Genomic DNA, 20,377 nt, shown 5'->3' with positions numbered 1-20,377 from the left:
TTGTTTTGGAGATGCGTGAAATGCAAGAAAGCGCCATTCGCTTCCAGCCGGTACAAAAACTGCGTGAGCTGGTTGCCCGCCGTCAGCCGGGGTATAGCCTGGAGGCCCCGTTCTACAATTCGCAGGAAGTGTTTGATGCCGACATCAAGTACATCTTCCAGCGTCACTGGATTTACGTGGCCGTGGCGTCGGAAATTCCGGAGCCGGGCGACTATGTCACCGTGGAAATCGGCAAGGAACCCATCCTGATCCTGCGTGACGACGACATGCAGATCAAGGCTTTCCATAATGTTTGCCGCCACCGTGGCTCGCGCCTGTGCGCCGACGAAAAAGGCTCGGTGGGCAATCTGGTCTGTCCCTATCACCAGTGGACCTACAACCTGGCCGGCAAGCTGATTTTTGCCGACCACATGCCCGAAGGCTTCGACCTGTCGCATCACAGCCTGAAGCCGGTGCATCTGAAGAATCTGGAAGGTCTGCTGTTTGTCTGTCTCGCCGACGAGCCGCCGGCCGACATCGACGTGATGCTGGAGCAGATGGGCCCTTATATCGCCCCGCACCAGATTGAAAACACCAAGGTGGCCGCCCAGATCGACATCATCGAGGCGGGCAACTGGAAGCTGACGATGGAAAACAACCGCGAGTGCTACCACTGCACCGGCAACCATCCCGAGCTCACCATCTCGCTGTATGCCTACAGCTACGGCTTTGCCCCCAAGGCCGAACTGGCCGCGGGCCTGGCCAATTACGAAAACATCGTCAAGGACAGCCATGCGCGCTGGGAGGCCTGTGGCCTGCCGTCGGCCGAAATCGAAAAGCTGTCCGACGTGTCCGGCTTCCGCACCATGCGCATGCCGCTGGACCGCAAGGGCCAGTCGCAAACCATGGACACCGGCTCGGCCTGCAAGAAGCTGCTGGGCGACATCAAGGATGCCGATTCGGGTGGCCTGTCCTTCTGGACCCAGCCCAACTCCTGGCACCATTTCATGGCCGACCACATCGTTACCTTCACCGTACTGCCGCTGACCCCGGACACCACCCTGGTGCGCACCAAGTGGCTGGTGCACAAGGACGCAGTGGAAGGCGTGGATTACGACGTGGCCAACCTCACCCGCGTGTGGAATGCCACCAACGGCCAGGACCGCCATCTGGTGGAAGAGTCGCAAGTGGGCGTCAACAGCACCGCCTACCGTCCCGGCCCGTATTCGCCGTACACCGAAGAGCTGGTGGAGAAATTCACCAACTGGTATATCGGCCGCCTGGGGGCAGGGCTGGAACAGGGTTGATCCGGTTTTCCGCGCAGTAAAACGTAGTAAACGGCAGGCTGCCTGGCGCGGCCTGCCACTCTTAGAGCAACAGCCCGCCAACGGGCGATCAGCCAGTCAGCAAAGGAATCGCCATGAGCAGCGTCAACACACATCCGGATACCCACCCGCAAGCCGCCGACCTGCCCTGGTGGCAGCCGGGCGAAGACAGCACGCTGCAATGCGTGCAGGTGCGTGAGGAAACCCACGACGTCAAAACCTTTGTGTTCCGTGCCGAACCGCCGCGCCGCTTTCATTACCAGCCCGGCCAGTTCATCACGCTGGAGCTGGACATCAACGGTGAAAGCGTCAACCGCTGCTACACCCTGTCCTCCAGCCCCACCCGGCCAGACCGCATCAGCATCACGGTCAAGCGCATTCCCGGTGGCGTGGTGTCCGGCTGGTTGCATGACACCCTGCGTCCCGGCATGCAGCTGAATGTGCTGGGGCCGTCCGGCGAATTCACCTATGTGCGCCACGCCAGCACGCCGTACCTGTTCTTGTCCGCCGGTAGTGGCATCACGCCGCTGATGTCGATGAGCCGGGCATTGACCGACCTGGCCAGCGGTGCGGACATCGTGTTTGTCCACAGCGCGCGCTCGCCGCGCGACATCATTTTCCGCAAGGAACTGGCCGGGCTTGCCAGCAGCCATGCCACCTTCAGCCAGGCCATTGTCTGTGAAAACCGGCAGGGCGAACCGGAATGGCCGGGCTTTACCGGCCGGCTGGACGCGGCGCGCCTGCTGCACATGGTGCCCGACCTGATGGCACGACAGGTGTTCTGCTGCGGCCCGGCACCCTATATGGCCTCGGTGCGGCAAATGCTGCAGGACTGCGGCTTTGACATGCAGCACTACCACGAAGAGAGCTTCAATTTTGCCGAGCTGGCGGCCGCAGCGCCGGACGCCGCAGTGGATGAAATATCCGCCAGCTGTGAAGGCGGCGGCTTCAATGTGCATTTTGCCAAGATGGGCGATGACCTGTCGGTGGCACCGGGCCAGACCGTGCTGGCCGCTGCGCTGGCCAAGGGCATGCGCCTGCCGGCGTCCTGCACCCGTGGAGTGTGCGGCACCTGCAAGACCAAATTACTGGAAGGCAAGGTGGACATGCAGCATGAAGGCGGTATCCGCCAGCGCGAGGTGGACCAGGGCTTTTTCCTGCCTTGCTGCAGCAAGCCCTTGACTGACCTGATTGTGGATCGTTGATTTCCCCTGGGCCTGCTTTCCCCCCGGAAGTGGGCCTGTCGTGTGGCTCCCTTGATGCCTGCTTGCTCATTTGGGCGCAGGCATTTTTCTTGCTTTATACCTTTTAGCCAGTGGAATTTGCTGCTCTTATGCCATTGGTGCGCTGCATCAGGAAAATCCACTACGAGCAGCGATTTTTCTTGGGGAAGTATTGCTGTTTTTTTACGACAGGGTCAGAAGGGCAGCTTGTAGCGGCCAGATGGCGCTAAGCAGCTGATTTTGCTGTACAGGGGTGAAGAATTGTCATTTCTCGACCTGATGTCGTTTGCAGGCAGATCAGCGTCGGAATGCGGTTATTTTAAATACCACTAACTCCCTATCGTAATCCTTGATTTACATTAAACATTCTTCGAAATCGTTGGCGGTGGAAGAGGTGGCGGAACATGCCGGGTCAGTCAGCTGATCGGGCGGTATCCCGGCACAGCTGGCGGGCAACGGCCATGGGGAATACCACACTGCGGTGGCCCGACGGGCAAAAGGGTTCTGGTTTTGGTCACCGGTAAAAGCCAGCCAGCAATGGCAGGCAGCAATGTTTTAAAGGCCCGGAACAGGCACGAAGTATCCGGGTAGACCATATCCCGGCCGGCAGCAGGACTGCCGTGCCGGACACGATGGCAAACCGACTGGCGTACAAGATTTCAGCACTGCCGGACAGCGGTGAATGAAGCAGGCGCAAGTCAGGCCCAGCGTGTGATCGCTACGAAGGAGAAGAGACAATGCAGTCGGCCAAGATAGTGGTGAAGAACCTCTACAAGGTGTTTGGGGGCAAGTCCTCAGACGTCATGCGCATGCTGAAATCCGGCGCGCACAAGGATGAAATCTTCAAGCAGACCGGCAGTGTGGTCGGCGTGAACGATGTGTCGTTTTCTGTGCAGGAAGGGGAAATCTTCGTGCTGATGGGCTTGTCCGGTTCCGGCAAGTCCACCCTTATCCGCCTGATCAACCGCCTGATGGACCCCACCGACGGCCAGATCATCCTGGATGGTCAGGACATCACCAAGTTCAATTACAAGCAGCTGGTGGAATTGCGCCGCCGCGACATGAGCATGGTGTTCCAGAGCTTTGCCCTGATGCCACACCGCTCGGTGCTGGATAACGCGGCATTCGGCCTGGAAATTGCCGGCGTGGATCGCAAGTCCCGCGAAGCCCGTGGCATGGAAGTGCTGGAGCAAGTGGGCCTGGCGCCGTTTGCCCACAAATACCCGCACGAACTGTCCGGCGGCATGCAGCAGCGTGTCGGCCTGGTGCGTGCGCTGGCGGTCAACCCCTCGCTGATGCTGATGGACGAAGCCTTCTCGGCACTGGACCCGCTCAAGCGTTCCGAAATGCAGGACATCCTGCTCAAGCTGCAGCGCGAACAGCGCCGCACCATCTTCTTCGTGTCGCACGATCTGGAAGAAGCCCTGCGCATCGGTACCCGCATCGCCATCATGGAAGGCGGCCGCCTGGTACAGGTGGGCACGCCGCAGGAAATCATCGAAAACCCGGCCGACGACTACGTGCGTAACTTCTTCAAGAGCGTGGATACCTCGCGCTACCTGCAAGCCAAGGACCTGATCGAGGTGAACCATGCCCCGCATGCAGGTCGCCCCGGCCTGCATGTGCCGCCGTCCTGCAGCCTGCCGGATGTATTGCAGCAGCTCTTGGGCCAGACCGAACCCCTGCAGGTACGCGACGATCAGGGCCAGTGCCTGGGCCTGATCACGCCCAGCAGCGTGCTGAGCAAGATTTCCCAGCACCGCCTGCAAAGCACCGCCACCCACTGAACCGGACAACAGGCCTACCGTTCCATCTGCCGGCCGCTGCGCCGGGATGGTGCGTGAGCCGCACCGAAGGAGTACGCCGTCATGGCTGAAATCAGCACGCAAGACATGTTGCCGATTGGCGACTGGGTCAACAAGATCATTCATTTCATGCTGGACCACAACGCCGGGGCGTTTGACGCCATCGGCAACACCATCGACTGGTTTGCCACCATGGTGGAATTCCTGTTGCTGGGCATTCCGCCGCTGGTGATGGGCGCGATTTTTGCTTGTGTAGGTTTCTGGCGGCTGGGCTGGAAATTTGCCCTGTTTGTCTGTGCCGCACTGGGCCTGATCTGGGCGACTGGCTTCTGGGGGCAAACCATCGCCACCCTGGCACTGACCCTGTCGGCCACCTGTGTCAGCCTGCTGCTGGGCGTGCCGGTAGGTATCTGGTGTGCCCGCAACAAGCTGGTGGGCATGCTGGTGCGTCCGGTGCTGGACTTCATGCAAACCATGCCGGCCTTTGTTTACCTGATTCCGGCTGCCATGTTCTTTGGCCTCGGCCGGGTGCCGGGGATTCTGGCCACCGTGGTGTTTGCCGTACCGCCGGCAGTGCGCCTCACCAGCCTGGGCATCCGCATGGTGAACAAGGAGCAAGTGGAAGCCGGCCATGCGTTTGGCTGTACTTCCTGGCAGCTGTTGTTCAAGGTGCAGCTGCCCATCGCGCTGCCTTCCATCATGGCCGGGGTCAACCAGACCATCATGATGGCGCTGTCCATGGTGATCATTGCTTCCATGGTGGGGGCGGGTGGTCTGGGTAACGATGTACTGGCCAGTATCCAGCGGCTGGATGTGGGCCTGGGCTTTGAAAGTGGCCTGGCGGTGGTGTTGCTCGCCATCATTCTGGACCGCATTACCGAGAGTTTTGGCCACACGCCCACCACGCGTGCGGCAGAGCAGGGCAGCTAGACCCTGCCGGTATCAGCAGGCCGGATGGCAACCATCATCCGGCCGATGCAAGACAACACAAAAACCATCCATCACACATCACCTACCGAGGTCACCATGGGTCCGCAACAAATCGCATCGTTGTCGCATATTGGTTTCCTGCTGCTGGACAAGTTTTCCATGATTGCGTTTTCCAACGCCGTGGAACCGCTGCGCATGGCCAATTACCTGTCGCGCAAAAAACTCTACCGCTGGAGCCTGCTGTCGGCTGATGGCCAGCCGGTGGCCGCCAGTAACGGGCTGGAACTCTCCCCCATCACCTCTCCCGAAGCCCCGCAGCAATACGACATGCTGATTGTCTGTGGCGGCTGGCAGGTGCGTGACGCGGTGGATGACAAGGTGTTGTCCGTCATCCGCCGTTTTGCTGCCCAGGGCGTACCGCTGGGTGCCATCTGTACCGGTACCTTCGCGCTGGCCAAGGCCGGGGTGCTCAATGGCTACCGCTGCGCCATCCACTGGGAAAACCTGCTGTCCATCAGCGAGGAATTCCCCAAGACCAAGTTCACCTCCGACCTGTTCGTGCTGGACCGCGACCGCTTTACCTGTAGTGGCGGCACTGCGCCGCTGGATTTCATGTGTCACCTGATCCGCCACAAGGGCGGCAAGAGCCTGGCGGCGGATGTGTCCGAGCAGTTCATTGTCGATCGCCTGCGCGACAATGGCGACCGGCAGCACATCCCGCTGCTGGCCCGCATCGGCACCGGCCACGAAACACTGGTGGACGCCGCACTGTCGATGGAAAGCAATATCGAAAACCCGCGCTCGCTGGAAAACCTGGCGGATGAACTGGGCGTGTCGCTGCGCCATCTGGAGCGCCTGTTCAAGCGGTATCTGAATACCACCCCGGCGCAGTACTACCTGGACTTGCGCCTGCGCCGCGCGCGCGAATTGCTGCTGCAAACCAATATGAGCGTGATGGAAGTCACCGTGGCCTGTGGCTTCCTGTCCTCATCGCATTTTTCCAAGTCCTACCGTGGCCTGTTCGGCTATCCGCCCAGCCGCGAGCGGCAGCAGTATCTGGTTGATTCTGCAGTCATTGCCTGAGCTGCCGGGCGGCAAAACCGGCAGCCGGCCAGTGCTGTTACTCCTTGCAGCACTGGCCTTTTTTCTACGGCGCATTCGCGCAAGTCAGGGTCGTGCTGACGCAAGTAGCCCTTCAGGCGCATGGCAATCTTGACCCTGTGCAAGACCTTGGTTTTCCACCTGTTCTCCGCAGCCAGCTCATCGCGCTGGCACGGCAATCCTGTTACCGGGTTGATCAAAACATTTATACGGGAGTGGTGTAATGAAAATTCGCAAGCTGATGCTGGGTTCGGTATTGTTGGCTGCCTGTGGCAGTGCGCTGGCCAATGACCCGGCGCAATGCCGCAATGTCCGCTTTGCCGATGTAGGCTGGACCGATATCGCCGCCACCACCGGCATGGCCAGCGTGGTACTGGAAGGCCTGGGTTACAAGCCGACCACCACCATTGCCTCGGTGCCCATCACCTTTTCCGGCATCAAGAGCAAGCAGATCGACGTGTTTCTGGGCTACTGGAACCCGTCCATGACCCCGGTGATCGAGCCCTTCGTCAAGGCCGGCCAGATCAAGGTACTGGACACCCCCAACCTGGTGGGTGCCAAGTACACGCTGGCAGTACCGGACTACGTGGCTGCCGGTGGCCTGAAGGATTTCAAGGACATTGCCAAGTTCAAGGACAAGCTGGATGGCAAGATCTACGGCATCGAGCCGGGTAATGACGGCAATCTGCTGATTGACGGCATGATCAAGAAAAACCAGTTCAACCTGGCTGGTTTCAAGATGGTGGAATCCAGTGAAGCCGGCATGCTGGCCGAGGTGGAACGCTCCATCCGCCAGAAAAAGTGGATTGTGTTCCTGGGCTGGGAACCGCACCCGATGAACGTGAAATACAAGATGGCCTACCTGACCGGCGGCGACGACGTATTCGGCCCCAACCTGGGTGAAGCCAAGGTATTTACCGCCATCAGTCCGGATTACGAAACCCGCTGTCCGAATGTGGGCAAGCTGCTGCATAACCTGCACTTCACCACCACCATCGAAAACCGCGTGATGGGCCCGATCATGGACAAGGTAAAGCCGGAAACCGCCGCGCGTGATTACCTGAAGAAGAACCCGGACATCCTGAAAACCTGGCTGGCTGGTGTTACCACGCTGGATGGCAAGCCGGGCTTGGCTGCTGTGAACAAGGCACTGGGTCACTGATTTAATCGGTAGCACACCTTTGAAAGCCCCGGCCCCGGTCGGGGCTTTTTGCTGGGGGCTGGTGTGCAGCCTATGGCAGCTCCGACCTGTGTTCCTGATCAGAGAACCACCGCACCAATGCGCCCATGGCCCCGTCAAGCATGCCGACGGGTGGCCGGGGCGAGGTTTTAAGCGCCTGCTTTGTCTGAGCGATTTGACGTTAGCAAATCGCGAGTTCAGGCGCGCCTCGCACCGGACGGGGCCTGTCGGGTAGCCGTAGGCCATGCTTGTGGGGTGGCCTTGGAGGTGAAGGAGGGCTTGGCCAGGCAAGCCCTCTTTCCCGTTTGCCGCGCGGAAGCGGCAACACAAAACACTATCCGCGCAGCGGATTCAAACCCCTTACCTGCACCTCTTGCCAGTGTCTCCGCGTCCCTCCACCCTTGCCGCTGCCAACAGCGCTGATTAGCCTTACCCGGTTGCGCCACCAGGCGCAATCAGGTTTGGCGACCTGTATATCTAGTTGGTGAAATTGGAGATCAGCCCCATGACACAAAACTCACCATCAGCTATTCCCCCACCCCTTACCCTGTTCTACCTCGGCAAACCCATTCGCCTGCACCTCCATCCTCACACCTGCTGTTTCCACGGCGACGACATCCTTCAACTGTTCGGCCCACGCCTGCGCCACCGTCTGCAACACATCCTGCAACAACACCCCAACTGCCAACAGCCACACCACGACACCCCGCAACAGTACTGGCCGGAAAACACCCTGCAACAGGCGCTGCGCCAAATCCACCGCCCCGCAACACAACGGCTGCGCCACTGGCTGAACCGCCAAATCCTCCCCGCTCTGCAGCAACGGCCAAGCGACGCGCCACGCCACGACCAGGCATTGGCCATGGCCGCCGAGGCAGGGCAGCAGATCAGCCATGCGGTATTACGTGCGGTACTGGAACAGGGACAAGGCTGGCAGCACGGCCATTGGCTGCTGACGCTGCGCTTCACCCCCAACCACGCCAGCCGCCATGCCCATGGCCGACTGGTGGCACTCAACAGCCAGGCCACGCCCTTGCAGGCACTGGCCCAGCACATTGCCGCGCCGGATGGTTTGCCCAGCAGCAATGCCGAGCTGCTGCGGCTGGCGGAGGCTTGCCATCAGCTATTGGCCAGACGGATGAACAAACAGGCGTGGCGGGTGGAGGCGGTAGAGGGCAGGGGAGCAACGCCAAACTGAAAACGAAATTTTTGGACAGTGGATATTTTGCGGCGGAACGCCCCGGTAAGGCTGGGGCTTCCGCCCTACGCGTCTACCCCGTAGGGGGGATGCGCCGAAGGGGCGATCCACCGCGCAACGTTCCCGAATAAATCCATTTCCCCCATCAAATAACTACCGTACCGATGCCACCCATGGCCCCGTCAAGCATGCCGACGGGTGGCCGGGGCGAGGTTTTAAGCGCCTGCTTTGTTTGAGCGATTTGACGTTAGCAAATCGCGAGTTCAGGCATGGCGGCGGAACGCCCCGGTAAGGCTGGGGCTTCCGCCCTACGCACCGACCCCGTAGGGTGGATGCCCCGAAGGGGCGATCCACCGCTCAACGTTCCCGAATAAATCCATTTCTCCGTCGAAAAACCACCGCACCAACGCGCCCATGGCCCCATCAAGCATGCCGACGGGTGGCGCTGCTGCGGTTTTAAGCGGCTGGCTGTTTGAGCGATTGGACGTTAGCCAATCGCGAGTTCCAGCATGGCGGCGGAACGCCCCGGTAAGGCTGGGGCTTCCGCCCTACGCACCGACCCCGTAGGGTGGATGCCCCGAAGGGGCGATCCACCGCGAGACGCTACCGAATAAATCCATTTTCTTGGCAAGAAAACCACCGTACCAACGCGCCAACCGGCCCCGTCAAGCATGCCGACGGGTGGCCGGGGCGAGGTTTTAAGCGCCTGCAATGTCTGAGCGATTTGACGTTAGCAAATCGCGAGTTCAGGCGCGCCTCGCACCGGACGGGGCCTGTCGGGCAGCCGCAGGCCATGCTTGCTGGGTGGCCTTTAGGGATGAAAGGGATCTTTGGCCAAGCAAAGATCCCTTTCCCGTCCGCCGCGCGGAAGCGGCATGTGAATCATCATCCGCGTGAGCGGATGCAACACCTGTTTTTACTTTGTGGCGATAACCGCGAGCGCGAAGGCACATAAGCACCGCACCGACCCCGCTCCATTCCCCGTCGACCACCGTTTTCATACATAAAACCCCATGATTACACAGGTTTTTTTATCCACCGGGCGAACAGCCCACAGACGTTATCCACCGCAAAGCTGTCGCATTTGTTCAAGTTGCCCACCCGCCGCTCCCTTATCTTGGGGTGGGCCGCCAGCCATGGCTGGCGCAGGCTCCCCCCGGAGCGGGGCGCGCTCCGATGCAGTTGCAGTGAGGAGACAACAATGACGGGTAACCGCGGAGTCGTTTATGTAGGGCCAGGCAAGGTAGAAGTACAGTCCATTCCCTTTCCCGAACTGGTATCCCCCCAGGGCCGCAAGCTGGGCCATGGGGTCATCCTGAAAGTACTCAGCACCAATATCTGTGGCTCGGACCAGCACATGGTGCGAGGCCGCACCACCGCGCCTTCCGGCCTGGTGCTGGGGCATGAAATCACCGGCGAGGTCATCGAGCTGGGCAGCGATGTGGAAACCCTGAAAAAGGGCGACATCGTGTCGGTGCCGTTCAATGTGGCGTGCGGCCGTTGCCGCTGTTGCAAGGAACAGCACACCGGCGTGTGTCTGTCGGTAAACCCCTCCCGCGCTGGCGGCGCTTATGGCTATGTCGACATGGGCGGCTGGGTGGGCGGGCAGGCGGAATACGTGATGGTGCCTTATGCCGACTTCAACCTGCTGAAATTCCCCGACCGCGATCAGGCCATGGCCAAGATCCGCGATCTCACCTGCCTGTCCGATATTCTGCCCACCGGTTATCACGGCGCGGTGTCGGCGGGTGTCGGCCCCGGCAGTACGGTGTATGTGGCCGGTGCCGGACCGGTGGGGCTGGCGGCGGCGGCTTCCGCCCGCTTGCTGGGTGCGGCGGTGGTGATAGTGGGAGATGTGAACCCGGCGCGGCTGGTGCATGCGCGGGCGGTGGGCTTTGAAACTGCCGACCTGTCGCAGGACGCCACACTGGCCGAGCAGATTGCCGCCATCCTGGGCGTGCCGGAAGTGGATTGCGCCATCGACGCAGTCGGCTTCGAGGCGCGTGGCCACGGCCATGCCGGTTCGCAGCAGGAAGCCCCGGCCACGGTGCTCAATTCCTTGATGGAAGTCACCCGCGAAGCAGGGCGCATCGGCATTCCCGGCCTGTATGTGACTGACGATCCAGGTGCCAAGGACGAAGCGGCGCGCAAGGGCAGCCTGTCGGTACGGCTGGGGCTGGGCTGGGCCAAGTCCCACGCCTTCTTCACCGGCCAGACCCCGGTGATGAAGTACAACCGTGCACTGATGCAGGCCATTTTGTGGGACCGCATCAATATTGCCGAAGTGGTGGGCGTGGAGCTGATCACGCTGGATCAGGCCCCGCAGGGTTATGCGGCTTTCGATGGCGGAGCGCCGAAGAAATTTGTCATCGACCCGCATCTGCAACTGCTGCGCGCAGCCTGACACTGAGCTCACCATCAAGTAGTACATGCCCGACTGGCAGCTAACGCCAATTGGGCATTGCAGTGCGCTGCCAGACGGCGCAATCTTGCCGTCTGGCAGTCAAACAGCATGTTTTCAAGCAAGGCTCACGCGCAGGACCGCAAGCATGAACGCACAACAACAAGAGACACTCCAGCAACTGCTGCAGCAATACCGGGACCTGCCCGGTGGCCTGCTGCCGCTGCTGCATGCCGTACAGGATGCACTGGGCCATATTCCGGCAGATGCCATCCCGGCCATTGCCCGTGCCATGAACCAGAGCCAGGCCGAGGTGCATGGCGTCATCGGCTTCTATCACGATTTCCGTACCTCCCCGCCTGCCGCGCACAGCCTGCGCCTGTGCCGCGCCGAAGCCTGCCAGAGCATGGGCTCCGAGGCGCTGGCCGCCCAGCTGCGCACGCAACTGGGGGTGGACGACCACGGCCACACGGCGGACGGCCAGCTTGAATTGCGCCCGGTGTACTGTCTGGGCGCCTGTGCCTGTGCCCCGGCCTTGCAGCTGGATGGACAGCTGCATGCGCGCGTCACTCCGGAAAAACTCAGCACCCTGCTGGCATCATGTAGCAAGGAGGCGAAATGCTGACCCTGTATATCCCGATGGATTCGGTAGCCTGTGCCGTGGGCGCGGATGCCGTGGCGGCAGCGTTCGCCGCCGAAGCGGCACGCCGCAAGCTGGACATCGATATCGTGCGCACCAGCTCGCGCGGCCTGTTCTGGCTGGAGCCGCTGGTGGAAGTGGACACCCCGCAAGGCCGTGCCGGTTACCGTGAAGTCAGCCCGGATGACGTGGCCAGCCTGCTGGATGTGGACCTGGCCGCCAATGGCGATCATTTGTTGTCGGTAGGGCTGGTGGAACAGCTGCCCTATCTGAAAACCCAGCAGCGCCTGCTGTTTGCCCGCGCCGGCATTACCAGCCCGCTGTCGCTGGAACATTACCTGGCTCACGGCGGCTATCAGGGGCTGGAGCACGCGGCGCGGCTGAGCCACGACGAAATCGTGGCCGAGGTGCTGGAATCCGGCTTGCGTGGTCGTGGTGGCGCGGCCTTCCCGGCGGGCATCAAGTGGCGCACCGTGCGCCAGGCCCAGGCGGAACAGAAATACGTGGTATGCAATGCCGACGAGGGCGATTCCGGCAGCTTTGCCGACCGCATGCTGATGGAAGGCGACCCCTTCCTGCTGATCGAAGGCATGACCATTGCCGGGCTGGCGGTGGGTGCCAGCCGTGGCTATATCTATGTGCGCTCCGAATACGCCCCGGCCATTGCCGTGCTGCGTCAGGCCATCGACATTGCCCGCGCCCATGGCTATCTGGGCGAGGATGTGGCCCACGGCGGCCATGAATTTGATATCGAAGTGCGCGAAGGCGCCGGGGCTTATATCTGCGGCGAGGAAACCTCGCTGCTGGAGTCGGTGGAAGGCCGCCGCGGCACGGTACGCGCCAAGCCACCACTGCCCGCCTTGCACGGCCTGTTCGGCCAGCCCACCCTGGTGCACAACGTGCTGTCGCTGGCCTCGGTACCGCTGATTCTGTCGCGCGGGGCCAGCTGGTATCGCAATTTCGGCATGGGCCGCTCGCTGGGTACCATGGCTTTCCAGTTGGCGGGCAATGTACGGCGTGGCGGGCTGGTGGAGCGGGCGTTCGGTCTGACCTTGCGCGAACTGGTGTTCGATTACGGCGGCGGTACTGCCAGCGGCAAACCGGTAAAAGCGGTGCAGCTGGGCGGCCCGCTGGGCGCGTGGATTCCACCGTCGCAGTTTGATACCCCGCTGGATTACGAAGCGCTGGCCGCCATTGGCGCCATGCTGGGCCACGGTGGCGCAGTGCTGTGTGATGACAGCCTGCACCTGGGGCAGATGGCACGCTTTGCCATGCAGTTCTGTGCCGAGGAATCCTGCGGCAAGTGCACGCCCTGTCGTATCGGCTCCACCCGTGGGGTGGAGGTCATCGAGCGGCTGCTGGCTGCACCGGATAGTGCCGAGCGGCAACGCCAGCGCGCGCTGCTGGATGATCTGTGCGACACCATGCAATACGGTTCCTTGTGCGCGCTGGGCGGCATGACGCCGTTCCCGGTACAAAGTGCCATGCGTCATTTCCCGGCCGATTTCGGGCTGGACACTCAGGAGCAAGCACGATGAGCTGCCAATGCGGAGCAGGTGCATCCTGCAACAAGGACATGGGCACGCCGGCCCGCCCCGGCGAGGCCAGCATCACCCTTACCATCGACGGCCAGAACATCAGCGTGCCGCCGGGTACTTCTGTCATGCACGCGGCGGCGCTGCTGGACACTGCCATTCCCAAGCTGTGCGCCACCGACAGCCTGGAGCCGTTTGGCTCCTGCCGCATGTGCATGGTGGAAATCGACGGCCATCGCGGCTATCCGGCCTCCTGTACCACACCGGTATCGCCCGGCATGGTGGTGCGCACCCAGAGCGAAAAGCTGGCCAGGCTGCGCCGTGGCGTGATGGAGCTGTATATCTCCGACCATCCGCTCGATTGCCTCACCTGCAGTGCCAATGGCAATTGCGAGCTGCAAACCGTGGCCGGGCAGGTGGGCCTGCGTGAAGTGCGCTATGGCATGGACGGGGCCAATCATCTGCAGGACAAGAAAGACGTTTCCAACCCGTATTTTGATTACGACCCGTCCAAGTGCATCGTGTGCAACCGCTGCGTGCGCGCCTGTGAAGAAACCCAGGGCACGTTTGCGCTGACCATTGCCGGACGCGGTTTTGAATCCCGTGTCAGCGCGGCGGGCGGGGCGGATTTTCTCGGCTCGGAGTGTGTGTCCTGCGGGGCCTGCGTGCAGGCCTGCCCCACCGCCACGCTGATGGAAAAGAGCGTCATCCAGTGGGGCCAGCCGGAGCGCAGCGTCATCACCACCTGCGCTTATTGCGGCGTGGGCTGCTCCTTCCGTGCCGAACTCAAGGGCAATCAGCTGGTACGCATGGTGCCGGACAAGAACGGCCAGGCCAACCATGGCCACTCCTGCGTCAAGGGTCGTTTTGCCTGGGGCTATGCCACCCACCCGGACCGCATCACCAAGCCGATGATCCGCCACAGCATCGACGCGCAGTGGCAGGAGGTCAGCTGGGAAGTGGCGCTCAATCATGCCGCCAGCGAATTCCGCCGTATCCAGCAAAAATATGGCCGAGACGCGGTGGGCGGCATCACTTCCAGCCGCTGCACCAATGAAGAAACCTATCTGGTGCAAAAGCTGGTGCGCGCCGCTTTTGGCAACAACAATGTCGACACCTGCGCCCGCGTCTGCCACTCGCCCACCGGTTATGGCCTGAAACAGACGCTGGGTGAATCCGCCGGTACCCAGAGTTTCGACTCGGTGATGCAGGCCGACGTAGTGCTGGTGATTGGTGCCAACCCCAGCGATGCCCATCCGGTATTTGCCTCGCAATTGAAACGCCGCCTGCGCGAGGGTGCGCAGCTGATTGTCATCGACCCGCGCCGTATCGATCTGGTGGACGCCATCCACGCCCGCGCCGCCCATCATCTGGCGCTGCGCCCCGGCACCAATGTGGCCATGCTCAATGCCTTGGCCCATGTCATCGTCACCGAAGGGCTGCTGGACGAGGACTTTGTCGCCGCCCGTTGCGATAGCGAAGCCTTTGGCCACTGGCGGCACTTTGTCGCCCAGCCGGAACACGCGCCGGAAGCGATGGCTGAAGTATGCGGCGTGGCGGCGGACGACATCCGCGCCGCCGCCCGGCTGTATGCCAGCGCTGGTAATGCCGCCATCTATTACGGCCTGGGGGTGACCGAACACAGCCAGGGCAGTACCTCGGTGATGGCGATTGCCAACCTGGCCATGGCCACCGGCAATATAGGCCGCGAAGGCGTGGGGGTGAACCCGCTGCGCGGCCAGAACAATGTGCAAGGCTCCTGCGACATGGGCAGCTTCCCGCACGAATTCCCCGGCTACCGCCATGTGTCGGACGACGTGGTGCGTGCCGAATTCGAACAGGCCTGGGGTGTGTCCTTGCATAACGAACCCGGCCTGCGCATTCCCAATATGTTCGAAGCTGCGCTGGATGGCAGCTTCAAGGCGCTGTACTGCCAGGGCGAGGACATCGCGCAGAGCGACCCCAACACCCAGCATGTTACCGCCGCGCTGTCGGCCATGGAGTGCGTGGTGGTACAGGATATCTTCCTGAATGAAACCGCCAAGTTTGCCCATGTGTTCTTGCCGGGCAGCTCCTTCCTGGAAAAGGATGGCACCTTCACCAATGCCGAGCGCCGCATCTCGCGCGTGCGCAAGGTGATGGACCCGCTGGGCGGCAAGGCTGACTGGGAAGTCACCGTGGCCCTGGCCCAGGCCTTGGGTTATGCGATGGACTACCGTCATCCATCGGAAATCATGGATGAAATCGCCCGCTTGACCCCCACTTTCAACAGCGTCAGCTATGCCGCGCTGGACCGCCACGGCAGCCTGCAATGGCCATGCAATGCGGCAGCGCCGGATGGCACGGTCACCATGCATATCGGCGAATTCGTACGGGGCAAGGGCCGCTTTATGGTAACCCGCTATGTGCCGACCGAAGAGCGCGTCAACGGCCGCTTCCCGCTGTTGCTCACCACCGGGCGCATCCTCAGCCAGTACAATGTCGGCGCGCAAACCCGCCGCACCGACAACGTGGCCTGGCACGAGGAAGACCGGCTGGAAATCCACCCGGCCGATGCCGAGAACCGTGGCATCGTCGATGGCGACTGGGTGGGCGTGGCCAGCCGTGCCGGCCAGACCGTGCTGCGCGCCAGGGTAAGCGAACGGGTGGCCGCCGGAGTGGTATACACCACCTTCCATTTCCCGGAATCCGGAGCCAATGTCATCACCACGGATAATTCCGACTGGGCCACCAACTGCCCGGAATACAAGGTAACAGCGGTGGAAATCATCAAGGTCAATCAGCCGTCGGAATGGCAGCAGCGTTACCGCCATTTCAGCCGTCAGCAACAGGAACTGCTGCGGCAAGGCCGTGGGGAGGAGGTGCAATGAACCCGTCACACCTGGTGAAGATGGCCAATCAGATCAGCGACTTTTTCAGCGCCGATTGCAGCGAGGAAGAAGCTGCGGCGGAAATCGCCAGCCATCTGCAACGCTTCTGGGCCCCGGCCATGCGCCAGCGGCTGGCCCAGGCGGTGGAGCAGGGCGAAGCGCAAGACTTGCGCCCGGCGGCCTGCCTGGCCGTGCGCAAGTTGGCATTGCCGACAGCACAACACTGATGGCAAGGGATGCGTGGCAGCAGGCTGCGCATCCCGTTCTCATTACTTTTTATCGTTCCTTGCTGTTTTCCGTCCGCGGTGCCATGCCGCCACCGGCCCAACTTCGCATTACTCCGTCGCTTTACAAAACTTGTCATTCCCCTGTGCTGCAGTATGTTGGGGGAACAGACCGCCCGTCATGCAGACAGCGATGAACTTTCATATTGTCTGCGTAAGCTAAGGCGGCACAGGACGGAACACCATGCCATCATCCAGTATTTCCAGGTTTTTCTCTTGCCGGCACGCATGGTACAAGCGGCTATTGGCGCTCAGCTGCCTGTTGGGGAGCATACCGGCCCAGGCGGCCGATAATGTCATTCGCTATTACCCCAGCGGCAGCATTTACACCTACCGCTGGGCCTTGCTCAAGCTGGCGCTGGATCACGTGGAAAAGCTGGATCACCGCCACTACGATCTGGTACCGCTCAATGACAAGGTAACGCAATGGCGTGCCGAACAGCTATTGAGTTCCGGCAAGGTGGATGTGGTGGCCTTCGCTCCGAATGCACAGCGGGAAAAGCTGCTGCAGCCGGTACGCATGGACATCCTCAAGGGCATTATCGGTTACCGGGTGTTTTTTGTGCGCAAGGAAGATGCCGCCCGCATTGCCCGCTTGAATGCACAGCAGTTCCGTAGCAGTGTCCGGCTGGGCCTTAACAGCCAGTGGGCCGACTATCCCATCATGAAGAACAACGGTTACGACATGCTCGCATCCATTGGCTATGAAAGCCTGTTCGAGATGCTGGCCGCCGGCCGCTTTGATGCCTTCCCGCGCGGGCTGAACGAGGTGGGCAGCGAAATGAAGGAACAACTGCCGCGCTATCCCGGACTGACGCTGGAGAAAACCAAGGCCATCTATTTTCCCTTCCCGGTGTACTTCTGGGTGAGCAAGGAAAACACGCCATTGGCCAAGCGCGTGCTGCAGGGCCTTAAACTGGCCGAGCGTGATGGCAGTTTCAAGGCCTTATTCCTGCGTCACCATGCCGAAGCCATCCAGCTGCTGACCGACAATGGCTGGCAAACCACGCAAATCAGCAATACCGAATTACCACCCGGCAATATCAAACCGGATACCAGCTGGTGGTGGAAGCGGCGCTGAACCGGTTTCCCGCACGCCACCAGCTAAACGCCAAAAGAGGCCCATAAGGGCCTCTTTGCTTTTCAATTAAGGCATACAGCCTACTGCAAGCGGCAGGTCATGTTACTGATAACTCATGGTGAAAGTGGCGAGGCCATTGACGGTGCCTCCTGACAGCGTACCGGTACGAATGTAACGCACAAGGAAGGGGAAGGACTGGCTGCCGGTGGCATTTGTAGCCATCTGCAACTGGTTGAGATTACCCGCTGCGCTGGAGTCGGGGCCAAAGTTGACCAGGGCGGGCGTGCCGCTATTGCGCAAAATCTGCAATTTGACCCCTCTGGCACTGGAGCCGGGGCTAAGGCTCAGCTGATTACCGGTATTACCGGGATCGCTGTTGTCTGTCATGGTCATGTAAATCGATACGCTGGTGCTCGGGCAAGTCAGCCTCAGATTGAATGGCGTCGGCTTGGCAGTACTGTTGAGGCTGGGCAGGTCGATTGGGGCGACGTCCGGGAGTGCGACTTGCAGGGAGTTGGTATTCACCGTGCAACTGACGTTCTGCACGGTGTAGTTACCAATGGCTATGCCTGCAAAACTGCTAGTGGCAGTGGCGTTGTCGCCAACGGAACGGCCGGTATAGGTCAGGGTGTAGGTGACCGGCAGTGTGATGGCCGAGACATTCACATTGCTGATGTTGCCAATTTTGATCAGTTTGCCGGCAATATAGCTATTGAAACTCATCTGGCTGGATGTGGGCGTGAAGCTGATAGTCGTGCCGCCGGGAACGGTGGCACTGGCCGGGTTGACAATGCTGTGTTTGATGATGAAACCGATGCCCGGTACCGAGCTGGGGTAAACCGGATAGTTGACGCCGCTTTCGTTATAGTTTCCCACTGCGCTACTCATCCCGCTTGCGGTCAGCCCCAGCGGGGATGTTGTCCCGTCCTGAATCCAATATGCACCGTATAGATCACATATGCCTAGGGGGGAGACCAGGCGGTTACTGGACCAGCCGCTGATGGCGGTGAAGTTGGGCTGGTTGCTGGCGATGTTGCTCTTGGTATCGGTGATGGTAAACAGGGGACCAGTGCTTGCCGATGAGGAGGTGATTATCCATGGTGCGCAGCGTGCCTGGATTGGTCCAAGCCAGAAAGCGGCCAGCAGCAAGGCTGCAAGAAATAACATTGTTTTGCGCATGGCGCGGTTCCATTGCGAGGGAAAGGATGTCGATCAGGCTTGTTTGGCTGATGCGTGAGTCTGGAAGCAGACTATTGATTTATAATAAAAATTAGCATCGGATGATTCTCTTAATCTATTGAGAATTTTCTTTATCCAATTTCCCCGTCACAAAGAACAGCCCGGATCACTTCAGCAAGCAGCCATGAAGTGGTCCGGGCTTGTCACTGCCAACAGGTGACTAGCGTAGCGGCATCGCGGTGGGTGGAATGATCGCCCCGGCATGGGCAATGGCTGCGGCCGACAGCCGGTGGGCATAGGCAGCTGCTTGCGACGGGCTGTAGCCCAGGGTGCGACTGGCCAGATAGCCTGCGGCGAAGGAATCACCAGCGGCGGTGGTATCCACCACTTGTGGCACGGCAGTGGCGAATACTTCCTCACGCAGGCCGGAACTGGCCAGCAGGCAGGGTTCGCCGCCGCGCTTGATCACCACTTCCTTGCAGCCCAGCGCCAGCGTGCGTTCCGCGACGGCTTCTGCACTTTCCGGCCCGTAGAGCGCCTGTTCGTCATCCAGGGTCAGCAGGGCGACATCGGCCAGCGCCAGGATGGCTTCGTGACCGGCACGCGCCTGTTCCCGGAATCCGGGGCCAATGTCATCACCACGGATAATTCCGACTGGGCCACCAACTGCCCGGAATACAAAGTGACCGCGGTGGAAATCATCAAGGTCAACCAGCCGTCGGAATGGCAGCAGCGTTACCGCCATTTCAGCCGTCAGCAACAGGAACTGCTACGGCAAGGCCGTGGGGAGGTGGTGCAATGAACCCGTCACACCTGGTGAAGATGGCCAATCAGATCAGCGACTTTTTCAGCGCCGATTGCAGCGAGGAAGAAGCTGCAACAGAAATCGCCAGCCATCTGCAACGCTTCTGGGCCCCGGCCATGCGCCAGCGGCTGGCCCAGGCGGTGGAGCAGGGCGAAGCGCAAGACTTGCGCCCGGCGGCCTGCCTGGCCGTGCGCAAGTTGGCATTGCCGACAGCGCAACTCTGATGGCAGGGGATGCGTGGCAGCAGGCTGCGCATCCCGTCCTCATCGCTTTTTATCGTTCCTGGCAGTTTTCCGTCCGCGGTGCCATGCCGCCACCGGCCCAACTTCGCATTACTCCGTCGCTTTACAAAACTTGTCATTCCCCTGTGCTGCAGTATGCTGGGGGAACAGACCGCTCCTCACGCAGACAGCGATGAACTTTCATATTGTCTGCGTAAGCTAAGGCGGCACAGGACGGGACACAATGCCATCATCCAGTATTTCCAGGTTTTTCTCTTGCCGGCAGCCGTGGCGTAATCGCTTGTTGCCGTTCATTGGCCTGCTGGCTTGCCTGCCGGCCCAGGCTGCCGACAATGTGATCCGCTATTACCCCAGCGGCAGCATTTACACCTACCGCTGGGCCTTGCTCAAGCTGGCGCTGGATCATATGGAAAAGCTGGATCACCGCCACTACGCGCTGCTACCGCTCAATGACAAGGTGACGCAATGGCGGGCCGAACAGCTATTGAGTTCCGGCAAGGTGGATGTGGTGGCCTTCGCTCCGAATGCACAGCGGGAAAAGCTGCTGCAGCCGGTACGCATGGACATCCTCAAGGGCATTATCGGTTACCGGGTGTTTT

Annotated in this window: 17 protein-coding genes and 1 pseudogene; 16 read left to right on the top strand and 2 right to left on the bottom strand. The window is 60.9% G+C overall.

The window, feature by feature from the left end; translation table 11 throughout:
• Nucleotides 1-20 precede the first annotated feature (20 nt).
• The 13 genes from JHD62_RS12350 to JHD62_RS12290 all read left to right on the top strand — a co-directional run bounded on the left by JHD62_RS12350 (nt 21) and on the right by JHD62_RS12290 (nt 17,552).
• Nucleotides 21-1,286 (top strand): SRPBCC family protein, encoded by a 1,266-nt coding sequence (locus tag JHD62_RS12350; RefSeq protein ID WP_199103152.1) that lies wholly within the window; start codon nt 21-23, stop codon nt 1,284-1,286.
• A gap of 113 nt (nt 1,287-1,399) precedes the next feature.
• Entirely contained in the window at nt 1,400-2,509 is a 1,110-nt protein-coding gene (locus tag JHD62_RS12345) for a hybrid-cluster NAD(P)-dependent oxidoreductase (protein ID WP_199103151.1), read from the top strand.
• A 755-nt stretch (nt 2,510-3,264) separates the two neighbouring features.
• A complete protein-coding gene (locus tag JHD62_RS12340; RefSeq protein WP_089085800.1) occupies nt 3,265-4,314 on the top strand; it encodes a glycine betaine/L-proline ABC transporter ATP-binding protein in 1,050 nt (349 codons plus the stop codon).
• Between the two features lie 81 nt (nt 4,315-4,395).
• Nucleotides 4,396-5,262, top strand: a complete 867-nt coding sequence (locus JHD62_RS12335; protein ID WP_233160894.1) for a proline/glycine betaine ABC transporter permease — start codon at nt 4,396-4,398, stop codon at nt 5,260-5,262.
• A gap of 96 nt (nt 5,263-5,358) precedes the next feature.
• The gene (locus JHD62_RS12330) at nt 5,359-6,345 is read left to right on the top strand and encodes a GlxA family transcriptional regulator (RefSeq protein ID WP_045847928.1); all 987 of its coding nucleotides are present in this window, start codon (nt 5,359-5,361) and stop codon (nt 6,343-6,345) included.
• A gap of 241 nt (nt 6,346-6,586) precedes the next feature.
• The gene (locus tag JHD62_RS12325; protein WP_199103150.1) at nt 6,587-7,525 is read left to right on the top strand and encodes a choline ABC transporter substrate-binding protein; all 939 of its coding nucleotides are present in this window, start codon (nt 6,587-6,589) and stop codon (nt 7,523-7,525) included.
• A 523-nt stretch (nt 7,526-8,048) separates the two neighbouring features.
• Nucleotides 8,049-8,741 carry a hypothetical protein gene (locus JHD62_RS12320; protein WP_199103149.1) on the top strand — a complete coding sequence of 231 codons (693 nt, stop codon included), beginning with the start codon at nt 8,049-8,051 and terminating at the stop codon, nt 8,739-8,741.
• A gap of 1,201 nt (nt 8,742-9,942) precedes the next feature.
• On the top strand, nt 9,943-11,145 hold the full coding sequence (gene fdhA / locus JHD62_RS12315; RefSeq protein WP_199103148.1) for a formaldehyde dehydrogenase, glutathione-independent: 1,203 nt from the start codon (nt 9,943-9,945) through the stop codon (nt 11,143-11,145).
• 145 nt (nt 11,146-11,290) lie between these two features.
• Nucleotides 11,291-11,767 (top strand): formate dehydrogenase subunit gamma, encoded by a 477-nt coding sequence (locus tag JHD62_RS12310; RefSeq protein WP_199103147.1) that lies wholly within the window; start codon nt 11,291-11,293, stop codon nt 11,765-11,767.
• Nucleotides 11,761-13,320, top strand: coding sequence for an NADH-ubiquinone oxidoreductase-F iron-sulfur binding region domain-containing protein (locus tag JHD62_RS12305; RefSeq protein ID WP_199103146.1), 1,560 nt, complete (start codon nt 11,761-11,763; stop codon nt 13,318-13,320). Before JHD62_RS12310 ends, JHD62_RS12305 begins: the two co-directional genes overlap by 7 nt.
• A complete protein-coding gene (gene fdhF / locus JHD62_RS12300) occupies nt 13,317-16,187 on the top strand; it encodes a formate dehydrogenase subunit alpha (RefSeq protein WP_199103145.1) in 2,871 nt (956 codons plus the stop codon). The genes JHD62_RS12305 and fdhF overlap by 4 nt, the downstream gene beginning before the upstream one ends.
• A complete protein-coding gene (locus JHD62_RS12295) occupies nt 16,184-16,414 on the top strand; it encodes a formate dehydrogenase subunit delta (protein ID WP_199103144.1) in 231 nt (76 codons plus the stop codon). Before fdhF ends, JHD62_RS12295 begins: the two co-directional genes overlap by 4 nt.
• Before the next feature lie 241 nt (nt 16,415-16,655).
• Entirely contained in the window at nt 16,656-17,552 is an 897-nt protein-coding gene (locus JHD62_RS12290) for an ABC transporter substrate-binding protein (protein ID WP_199103143.1), read from the top strand.
• Between the two features lie 102 nt (nt 17,553-17,654).
• Here the strand turns inward: JHD62_RS12290 and JHD62_RS12285 are convergent, their stop codons facing one another.
• On the bottom strand, nt 17,655-18,428 hold the full coding sequence (locus JHD62_RS12285) for a fimbrial protein (protein WP_199103142.1): 774 nt from the start codon (nt 18,426-18,428) through the stop codon (nt 17,655-17,657).
• Between the two features lie 124 nt (nt 18,429-18,552).
• Here JHD62_RS12285 and JHD62_RS12280 point away from each other — a divergent pair, with 124 nt between their 5' ends.
• Nucleotides 18,553-18,789 carry a hypothetical protein gene (locus JHD62_RS12280; protein ID WP_199103141.1) on the top strand — a complete coding sequence of 79 codons (237 nt, stop codon included), beginning with the start codon at nt 18,553-18,555 and terminating at the stop codon, nt 18,787-18,789.
• A 162-nt stretch (nt 18,790-18,951) separates the two neighbouring features.
• On the opposite strand, the gene JHD62_RS12275 is transcribed toward JHD62_RS12280, so the two are convergent.
• Nucleotides 18,952-19,491, bottom strand: a complete 540-nt coding sequence (locus tag JHD62_RS12275; protein WP_199103140.1) for a PfkB family carbohydrate kinase — start codon at nt 19,489-19,491, stop codon at nt 18,952-18,954.
• A 38-nt stretch (nt 19,492-19,529) separates the two neighbouring features.
• Here JHD62_RS12275 and JHD62_RS12270 point away from each other — a divergent pair, with 38 nt between their 5' ends.
• Both JHD62_RS12270 and JHD62_RS12265 read left to right on the top strand, forming a co-directional pair.
• Nucleotides 19,530-19,760 carry a formate dehydrogenase subunit delta gene (locus tag JHD62_RS12270; protein WP_199103139.1) on the top strand — a complete coding sequence of 77 codons (231 nt, stop codon included), beginning with the start codon at nt 19,530-19,532 and terminating at the stop codon, nt 19,758-19,760.
• A gap of 298 nt (nt 19,761-20,058) precedes the next feature.
• Nucleotides 20,059-20,377 (top strand): annotated as a pseudogene (locus tag JHD62_RS12265) (hypothetical protein); the annotation flags it as partial.

The sequence above is a fragment of the Aquitalea sp. ASV11 genome (genome assembly GCF_016429185.1).
GTDB classification, from domain to species: Bacteria; Pseudomonadota; Gammaproteobacteria; order Burkholderiales; family Chromobacteriaceae; genus Aquitalea; species Aquitalea pelogenes.
The sequence above is the reverse complement of the archived record's forward strand: the minus strand, read 5'-3'. Positions and strand labels throughout refer to the sequence as shown.

What these genes read in the sequence shown, in the direction of transcription:
- JHD62_RS12350 (WP_199103152.1), top strand. Translation starts at nt 21, where the DNA reads ATGCAAGAAAGCGCCATTCGCTTCCAGCCGGTACAAAAACTGCGTGAG.
- JHD62_RS12345 (WP_199103151.1), top strand. Translation starts at nt 1,400, where the DNA reads ATGAGCAGCGTCAACACACATCCGGATACCCACCCGCAAGCCGCCGAC.
- JHD62_RS12340 (WP_089085800.1), top strand. Translation starts at nt 3,265, where the DNA reads ATGCAGTCGGCCAAGATAGTGGTGAAGAACCTCTACAAGGTGTTTGGG.
- JHD62_RS12335 (WP_233160894.1), top strand. Translation starts at nt 4,396, where the DNA reads ATGGCTGAAATCAGCACGCAAGACATGTTGCCGATTGGCGACTGGGTC.
- JHD62_RS12330 (WP_045847928.1), top strand. Translation starts at nt 5,359, where the DNA reads ATGGGTCCGCAACAAATCGCATCGTTGTCGCATATTGGTTTCCTGCTG.
- JHD62_RS12325 (WP_199103150.1), top strand. Translation starts at nt 6,587, where the DNA reads ATGAAAATTCGCAAGCTGATGCTGGGTTCGGTATTGTTGGCTGCCTGT.
- JHD62_RS12320 (WP_199103149.1), top strand. Translation starts at nt 8,049, where the DNA reads ATGACACAAAACTCACCATCAGCTATTCCCCCACCCCTTACCCTGTTC.
- fdhA (WP_199103148.1), top strand. Translation starts at nt 9,943, where the DNA reads ATGACGGGTAACCGCGGAGTCGTTTATGTAGGGCCAGGCAAGGTAGAA.
- JHD62_RS12310 (WP_199103147.1), top strand. Translation starts at nt 11,291, where the DNA reads ATGAACGCACAACAACAAGAGACACTCCAGCAACTGCTGCAGCAATAC.
- JHD62_RS12305 (WP_199103146.1), top strand. Translation starts at nt 11,761, where the DNA reads ATGCTGACCCTGTATATCCCGATGGATTCGGTAGCCTGTGCCGTGGGC.
- fdhF (WP_199103145.1), top strand. Translation starts at nt 13,317, where the DNA reads ATGAGCTGCCAATGCGGAGCAGGTGCATCCTGCAACAAGGACATGGGC.
- JHD62_RS12295 (WP_199103144.1), top strand. Translation starts at nt 16,184, where the DNA reads ATGAACCCGTCACACCTGGTGAAGATGGCCAATCAGATCAGCGACTTT.
- JHD62_RS12290 (WP_199103143.1), top strand. Translation starts at nt 16,656, where the DNA reads ATGCCATCATCCAGTATTTCCAGGTTTTTCTCTTGCCGGCACGCATGG.
- JHD62_RS12280 (WP_199103141.1), top strand. Translation starts at nt 18,553, where the DNA reads ATGGCGGTGAAGTTGGGCTGGTTGCTGGCGATGTTGCTCTTGGTATCG.
- JHD62_RS12270 (WP_199103139.1), top strand. Translation starts at nt 19,530, where the DNA reads ATGAACCCGTCACACCTGGTGAAGATGGCCAATCAGATCAGCGACTTT.